We start from the raw sequence: 7652 nt of genomic DNA, 5'->3' as shown, positions 1-7652 counted from the left end.
AAACCGATGGTATAGTGCGCCTGCCCGCTGAAATGCCGCAGCCGCTCCTCCTCCGTCCAGGATTTCAGACCGGTCCAGCGCAGGGCCTCTCCCGTGATTACCTCTTCGGGAAACCGCACGTTCCACAAGCCATTCACTTCATATGCCGCGGGCAGGCCGGAAACAACCTCGACCCCGCTTCTAATCGCGCCGCCGTCGTCAAATGAATAGGCATGCGGCCCGTTGCGCGACGCCAGTGCGTTGAAACCCGACGCGTCCGCCTGGAGGATATCCGCGAAATCGTTTTCGGTCACATGAGGGTATTCCTGCGCGCTGTCCGTCTCTTCAAACACGATACAACGGGACTCAAATGGTTGCAGGGACAACGCAAAGCGCGTGTAGTGCTCGTCATGTCTATAGGCCAGCAGCGGCCGCCGCTCGCCCGTCTGCGGGTTCCAGACGAAGGGCCGCCCCCGTGTCGCGCGGAGACCCACATCGTAATCGATGGGCGTCTCCTGCACATTCGAGAGGAAATAGATCTCCATCCCATCGCCGTTGCGGTGTATGCAAGCAAGCCCTTCATTCTTTCTCCGGTTTTCCGCCACAAGATCAATGTCCATGTCCGGCGCCACGCATTGCCTCAACGTCTTGAGAAAGGGATCGAGCGGCGCGCTGCGCCAGTCGAGCGGGTCTTCGCGGTACATCACGCTCTTGAGAAAGAAGGTGCGGCCGCGCCCGCAATCCTTGAGGTCGGCGTCGTCCGCTTCCGCGGCTTGGCGAAACAGTTCCGAGCATATGCGCTGCACCTCCGCGTCCTTGCGCGCGTGGTCCTGCATGCCCGTCGATGACTCGGGAACGCGCTCCAGCGCGATCACGGCGCCGCCCTGCCGCACAAAAGCCTCGATCTGCCGCAATGTCTCGAGCGGCATAGCCTGGACATCCGGCAGTACCAGAACGCGGTACGTCATTTCCCCGAGGCGAAGTGCGCAACCGTCCCACGAGGCGCGGTGCTGAAACACGTCGTCGTTCACGAGATCAAACCCGTATCCATTCGCCATGAGCAACTGTCCCAGGCCGCCCCAGTCGAATTCGCGCGTCCATTTCCGCGCATTCAGCGCGCTCTGCGTCCATTGGTTCGCCAAGGGCGAATACACGGCCACATCGGCAACAAACCGACCCTGGCGCAGAAGCCAGCAGCACCTCGCGGTATAGGCGGCCAGATGGTGATAGCACGGCCACCAGATGTTCTCGGGGCTGATGCGAATAGCGGCGAAGAAACCGCGGGTGGGCACAATGCCGCGCTCCGGCGACGCGATGAAGCCGTGATTGTAGAACTGGTTCGCGCCCGCGAGCAGATATCCGTCTGTCGCGGCCTTCAATTCCTCCAGTGTCGCGCGATAGGGCTCCCAATGCAGGTACGTAAACGATTCCGTGCTGACGATGTTCCGCCCGTACAGGTGCGCGCCCGAGGCCACATACTGCTTCGGCCCGATGCGCGTGTCGAACCACGGCACTGCGTCCTTTTCGCCCGCGGTAACCTCCATCTCGGGAATGTGCGCCTTGCCCGCGCCTTCGATGTTGTCCGTCACGAAACCATAGGGTTGTATCCGGCCCTGCACACCGTGCCGCTCGCACCAGTCCAGAAACGTCTGGAAGAACGCTTCCATACCCCGTGCGTGAAGAAAGGCATTCACGTCATAGCGGACCTTCGAGGAAAGGCCGCCCACGTCCCACCACAGAGCGGGTAGCCACGGCACAAGGTCGTAGCCCGTCTTCTCCTCAAACGCCGCAAAGAGCCCATCGTTCCAGTAAAGCCCGTTGCGATAGATGGGCACCTCGAAGCTGTCGCCGAAGAAGGAGTCCACCGTTGTCCCGAAATGCGCGCCAATCGCATCTTCATACTTCGCGCCCAACGCGGCGCAATATCGCGCCATCGCGCCCGGGTCGAGATGGTCCACGGCATCCGCGCTGTCCCGCTGCGTGAGCCAGAACGCCATCAGTTGCCAGCGTCCCTCCGGCACAGCCCAGGTGATGGCGTCCCCCCGCAGCAGGTGCGACAAGTCCATGAGCGTATCCGCGCACAGCCTCTCTCCTTCCATGCGCGCGGCGACGGCCTTTGTCAAATGGTCCTCGTCCGCAATAACTGGTGTCGAGCGCGGCACATCGCGCGGATTCAGCGCCGCTTGCCTGGGTAGCGCGCCGGAAAAAGTGCGCGGGCCTTCGACCTGCATGGCGCTCGCAAGAAGAACCTTGCTCTGGTCTTCTCTGGGTACCCAGTCCCCTCCCCAAATCCAGCCCGGACCGCCGAAATTGACCGAGAACTGCATGCCCCGCTTGCCCGCCTCCTCGACGGCGAAGCGGAGCAGTTCAAAATACTCCCGTGACAGATAGGCGTGATTGCCCTTGGCGTAAACCGGTTCCATCGAAATCTGTTCCACGCCGCCGATACCCTGGGCACACATCTGGTCCAGTTGCCAGGTGATATCCTCCTTGCGCAGGGCATTCCCCATCCACCACCAGCGCGTGCGCGGCTGACACTCCGCCGGGGCTTGAACAAAACCCTCGTAGACCCGTTCCACGCCGCGGGACTCATCGGCGACCGGCGCCGCGGCAAGGACCGCCGCGCACCACGCGGCAAATCCGGCAGGCAAGATATATCGCTTCATTCCCGCGCACTCCTTCTCAATCGCGATTATAGCCCGAACCGCGGCCGCCGGCGTTCCCGCGAAAGATGCATCCGCACTGAGCGGACTGGTAGCCTATGGCCGCGGGGAGGCGCGGGGCACCACGGGCAGGAGGGACAATGCGATGCGGGCAGCAGTCAAGACAGCGCGCGTGATGGCCGCGCTTCAACACCGCGAAGGAGATCGCGTGCCCATCGGCGAATTCTTCTGGACGAATTTCCTGCGCCGCGCCAAGGCGGAACTGCCCGTAGGCGAGGACTTCGACCCGTATCGCTACTGGGACCTTGACCTCATCGTCATCAACCCGAACATGGACCCGCATATCACCGGCATCGAGGTCATCGAGAACACCCCCGAGCGGAAAGTCGTGAAAACGGGTTTCGGCGCGGTCATTGAACGTGTGCACACGTATCCCATGCCGCACTATGCCGAATTCGAGACGCAGACGTTTGAACAGATGGACGCATTCCGCTTTGACGATCCCCGGGACGAACGCCGCTTCTTTTCCGCCATTGACGACCAGATCAATTGCGTGGGCGACGAACTCAACTTGAACCTCCCTTCGTTCGTCGACCGCGTGAACGCCTACGCGGACGATTTCTGCGTATTCGGTAGCGTCTGCGAGCCGCACGAGATGATCTGGCGCATCATCGGCGCGGAAAACGTGCTCATGAAGCTCGGCGAAGACCCGGGCCGCGTCGCGCAGTTCATCGAGCGGCTCGGCGACTTCCTGGCCGGTATTGTCGAGGGGCAAATCGCGGCCGCCGGAGGCAGGCTCTCCGGCATGTACATCTGGGGCGATATTGCGTATGACCGCGGCATGTTCTTCTCGCCGGACTACTGGCGCGCGGTCTACAAGCCGCAGTTGAAGCGCATCTGCGACGCGGTCCACGCGGCGGGCCTCAAGGCGGTCTACCACGGCTGCGGGAATGCGTCGGCCGTCTTCGAAGACATGATCGACGCGGGCGTAGACGCGTACAACCCGCTCGAAGCGAAGGCGGGCCTGAATGTGGTGGAGCTCAAGCGCCGCTTCGGCAAGCGCTGGGCGTTCAACGGAAACATCGACGTGGTCGCGCTGGCCACGAACGACCGGGACGCGGTGCGGCGCGAGGTGCTGACCAAGCTGAACGCCGCCAAGGGCGGCGGATACATCCTGCAATCGGACCATTCGGTTCCGGATAACGTCGCGCCCGCAACCTACGATTACGTGGTGCAACTCGCGCGCGAATACGGGACATATCCGCTGAATCTCGGCGAATTCGACCTGGACACCGGCGAAATCAGGAGTTAGGCCATGAAACGTTATGGTTCCGTGATCCGGGTGCAGCCGGAGAAGTTCGAGGAATACGTCCGGCTCCACGCGGCCGTGTGGCCGGAAGTGCTGAGGATGATCCGGGAGTGCAACATCCGTAACTACTCGATTTACCACAAGGACGGGTTCTTGTTCAGTTATTTCGAGTACGTGGGCAACGATTTCGACACGGACATGGCCCGGATGGCGGCGGACCCCGTGACGCAGCGTTGGTGGGACGTGTGCAAGCCGTGCCAGCAGCCGCTGGAAACGCGCGCCGAGGGCGAATGGTGGGCGGACATGCAGGAGGTCTTCCATTGCGATTGATGAGCAGCAAGGAGCGCCTGCTGTGCGCGCTGCGCCGCGGCAAACCGGACCGGCTCCCGGTCTCGGTACACCAGTGGCAGGGTTATCATCTCGACACGTACCTGGGCGGCATCAGCGACCTCGAAGCATTTGCGCGGTTCGGCATGGATGCGCAGATTCAGTATTTCCAGGACATGGGCCAGTTCTGGCTCGTGGACGCGGACTACACGAAGTTCTCGACGCCGCAGTGGCGCGATGAAGTGACGGTCATCAGCAACGACCCGGACAACCGCGTCGCGCATCACACGATCCACACGCCGGAGGGCAGGCTCACGTACAAGACCGCGGGCGACCGCAAGACCACGTGGATCACCGAATACCTCGTCAAGCACGACGAAGACATCGAACTCATCCGCAAGTACATGCCCGTCCCCGCGCTCGATCCCAAGCCCGTGGCCCGGCGCTACGACGAAGTGGGCGACGCGGGCATCCTGCGCGGATTCGTTTGGGGCGACCAAGCCGGATGCTGGCAGCACGCGTGCTGTCTGAGGGACGTCAACGACCTGATCCCGGCGTGCCTGGAAAAGCCGGACTGGGTGCACGCATTTCTCAAGATACTGCTGGACAAGAAATTGCGGTTCATCGAATCGCTCAAAGGCGCGCGCTTCGACCTGATCGAGACCGGCGGCGGCGCGGGTTCCTCGACCGTTATTTCACCCGCGATACACGGGGAATTCTGCCTGCCCTACGACCGAGCCATGCACGATGCACTGCATCAGCTCGGGTTTCTCGTCACGTACCACACCTGCGGCGGCACACTGGGCATCGAGGAAATGATCGTAGCGAACGGCTGCGATGTATCCGAGACGCTCGCGCCGCCCGGAATCGGCGGCAACCAGCAGCCCTGGGAGTTCAAGGCGAAGATCGGCAACCGCCTCGCGCTTATCGGCGGCATGGACCAGTTCAATGTCGTTACAGACGGCACGCCGGAGCAGATTCGGGCCGCGGTACGCGTCCTGTTCGAAAAAGTGGGTTACGATGGCGGTTACGTCTGCTCGTTGAGCGACCACTTCTTCGAGACCTTGCCCGAGAAGCTGTGGGCATTCGCCGGCGCAGCCCGGGAATGCCGCTACTGACGGGCGGCATCGCGCCCTTTTTCAATGGACCGTCACGTTCGCTCACATGCCCGGCTCCCACTCTTTGCCCAAGGCGTCATTTGACGCCGCCCAAGCCGTGGAAGTCATGCGGGGACTCCCGTTTCAACCGGCCCCTTGCCGAATCCGCGCTCACGCGCTACACTGGGTCAATTGGCGCCCCCATGCGGGGCACAAAAACGGAGGGCCGAATCATGGCGGAAAGTGTGTACAAGGTCATCGAACTGGTGGGCACCTCAACCAAGTCCTGGGAAGATGCCGCCAAGAGCGCCGTCGAACAGGCGGGCAAGAACCTGCGAGACCTGCGCGTGGCGGAGGTCTCGGAACTGGACATGAAGCTCGAAAACAACAAGGTAGTCGCCTACCGCGCAAAGGTGAAGTTGTCCTTCAAGTACGAGGATAAGTGACGCTCGTCCGTCCAGACAATCTCTCGCAGTTTTTGTCCAGATGCCGCCCCGCCTCTCCAGCGCGGGGCGGTTTTTCCGTTTTCCTGCGAAATGGGACACACCCGGAGTGCAGGGAGAGCCTCACTTCGCGGTCGTGGCCACCCAGCAGGACAATGACCTGTATGAATTCAGCGTCAATGCTCGGGCTTTGGTCTTTCATCACGAGCACTTGACATCCGGGCACGCGGTCGTATAATACTGTTTCAAACTTGAAAACTATTGAAAGTGAGAAAGTCTGGGTAGTTGCCAGGTTTCGACGACATATTTTGAGTGTTTTCGTGAAGAATCAGGGGTGCATTCAACGACGTGAATGATGTTCCTCCCGTACCGCCCCCTAGAAGGAGTCGAGTCCGATGAAACGCTTACTTGACAAGAATCTAATCATGGTGACCCTTGTCGCGCTGATTACAGTTGCGCTCGGCGCTTCGGTTAGCGACGCTGCGGGCCAAGCCAAGAAACCGAAACCACCCCGGACCCTGCCCGACCACACAGCCCGGCAGACACGGCCCATCCAGCTTGGAGTGTCCGGCGGCAGCTTGGCCGATATCGCCAACGGATATTGTTGCAGCGGCACACTCGGCGCGCTGGTGCAGGACCCCATGGGCAACCAGTACATCCTGAGCAACACTCACGTCTTCGCGGGCGACAGCGTGCCCGGTGGCAACGGTGTCGTGTCGCAAGTGGGCGACCCCGTGAACCAGCCCGGTTACGTCGATGTATCCTGCACGGACATTACTGATGATTACGTGGGATATGTCGCCGACTGGTCGCCCATCGTCCCGAACGGCATCAGTGTAGTGGACGCAGCGCTGGCCGCAGTCATACCCGGCGCCGTGGACCCGTCGGGCGCCATTCTGGAGATTGGCGTCATCTCTGCGCAGCCGGTCGCGGCCTATGTCAATCAACCTGTTAAGAAGAGCGGGCGCACCAGCGGACTCACCACCGGCAAGGTGGCAGGACTGGATGCTACCGTGTCCATTTCCTACGAAGATGAATGCGCCGGTAACGATATAGTCTCTACGTTTGAAGGCCAGATCCTCATTTCGCCAGGCAAATTCCTCAAGGCGGGTGATTCCGGTTCACTGTTGGTTGAGAATGTGTCAGCCAATCCGCGTGCCGTGGGACTGCTATACGCAGGCAGTTCGCGCGTGGCCATTGCAAACCCGATCCAAGACGTGCTCGCCACGTTTGGCGTCACCCTGGTAGGTACGGGCAGCGGCGCTAAAGCTGCCGAGGGTAACGGCGCGGCCGCCGGTCTCGCCCAGGCATCCAGAGCCAAGGCCGTTCACGCGGCGGAGCTCATGGCGGTACCTGGCGCGGTTGGGCACGCGGTAGGTCTGTCGGCGACCGGAACCCCCGTGGTAAAGGTCTTGGTTGAGCGCGTCACACGCGCTACGCGCGCGGCAGTTCCGGTATCCGTGGACGGCGTACCCGTTCAAGTTCTGGAAGTTGGTCATCTCGTGGCCTATTAACAGCCGCAAGCAGAACAGACCGAACGGCATCCTCCGGGACCGGTGGGGCGTCCGTGGTCACCGCATCTCTTGGCCGCCGGTTACGTTGATGGCCTGGCCTGTCATATAGGCGGATTCATCGCTCGCGAGGAACACTACAACGTTGCAGACGTCCCGGTAGGCACACGGGCGTTTCATCGGCACCTGGTCGATGTATTTCCTGAGTTCAACATTGGGACACCCGATCAAGTGAAAAGGTCGTAGAGCCGGCGCTGTTCCTCGTCCATCTGCAGCAACGTCCGGCGTTCTTTCGGGTCGTTGGGCAGGCGGAAGGTCATCTC

General features: G+C 61.5%; 6 protein-coding genes and 1 pseudogene. 5 read left to right on the top strand and 2 right to left on the bottom strand.

The genetic code is table 11. From position 1 onward, the window contains the following. Positions 1-2645: hypothetical protein (locus KA184_02135; protein ID MBP8128350.1), on the bottom strand; the 2645-nt coding region annotated here is incomplete at its 3' end. 142 nt (positions 2646-2787) lie between these two features. Here KA184_02135 and KA184_02130 point away from each other — a divergent pair. The 5 genes from KA184_02130 (at position 2788) to KA184_02110 (ending at position 7332) form a co-directional block, all read left to right on the top strand. Next, positions 2788-3954 (top strand): hypothetical protein, encoded by a 1167-nt coding sequence (locus tag KA184_02130; protein ID MBP8128349.1) that lies wholly within the window; start codon positions 2788-2790, stop codon positions 3952-3954. Positions 3955-3957: 3 nt separating this feature from the next. Beyond that, a complete protein-coding gene (locus KA184_02125; GenBank protein MBP8128348.1) occupies positions 3958-4281 on the top strand; it encodes an L-rhamnose mutarotase in 324 nt (107 codons plus the stop codon). Continuing rightward, entirely contained in the window at positions 4272-5396 is a 1125-nt protein-coding gene (locus KA184_02120; GenBank protein ID MBP8128347.1) for a hypothetical protein, read from the top strand. The genes KA184_02125 and KA184_02120 overlap by 10 nt, the downstream gene beginning before the upstream one ends. A 212-nt stretch (positions 5397-5608) precedes the next feature. Beyond that, positions 5609-5821 (top strand): dodecin domain-containing protein, encoded by a 213-nt coding sequence (locus tag KA184_02115; protein ID MBP8128346.1) that lies wholly within the window; start codon positions 5609-5611, stop codon positions 5819-5821. 392 nt (positions 5822-6213) lie between these two features. After that, the gene (locus KA184_02110; GenBank protein MBP8128345.1) at positions 6214-7332 is read left to right on the top strand and encodes a hypothetical protein; all 1119 of its coding nucleotides are present in this window, start codon (positions 6214-6216) and stop codon (positions 7330-7332) included. 57 nt (positions 7333-7389) lie between these two features. Here KA184_02110 and KA184_02105 read toward each other — a convergent pair. Continuing rightward, positions 7390-7527 (bottom strand): annotated as a pseudogene (locus KA184_02105) (SDR family oxidoreductase). Between the last annotated feature and the right edge of the window lie 125 nt (positions 7528-7652).

This window comes from Candidatus Hydrogenedentota bacterium, from assembly GCA_018005585.1.
In the GTDB taxonomy this organism is placed as follows: Bacteria; Hydrogenedentota; Hydrogenedentia; order Hydrogenedentales; family JAGMZX01; genus JAGMZX01.
The sequence above is the reverse complement of the archived record's forward strand: the minus strand, read 5'-3'. Positions and strand labels throughout refer to the sequence as shown.

Coding starts and splice junctions, on each gene's coding strand:
- KA184_02130 (MBP8128349.1), top strand. CDS start 2,788: ATGCGGGCAGCAGTCAAGACAGCGCGCGTGATGGCCGCGCTTCAACAC.
- KA184_02125 (MBP8128348.1), top strand. CDS start 3,958: ATGAAACGTTATGGTTCCGTGATCCGGGTGCAGCCGGAGAAGTTCGAG.
- KA184_02115 (MBP8128346.1), top strand. CDS start 5,609: ATGGCGGAAAGTGTGTACAAGGTCATCGAACTGGTGGGCACCTCAACC.
- KA184_02110 (MBP8128345.1), top strand. CDS start 6,214: ATGAAACGCTTACTTGACAAGAATCTAATCATGGTGACCCTTGTCGCG.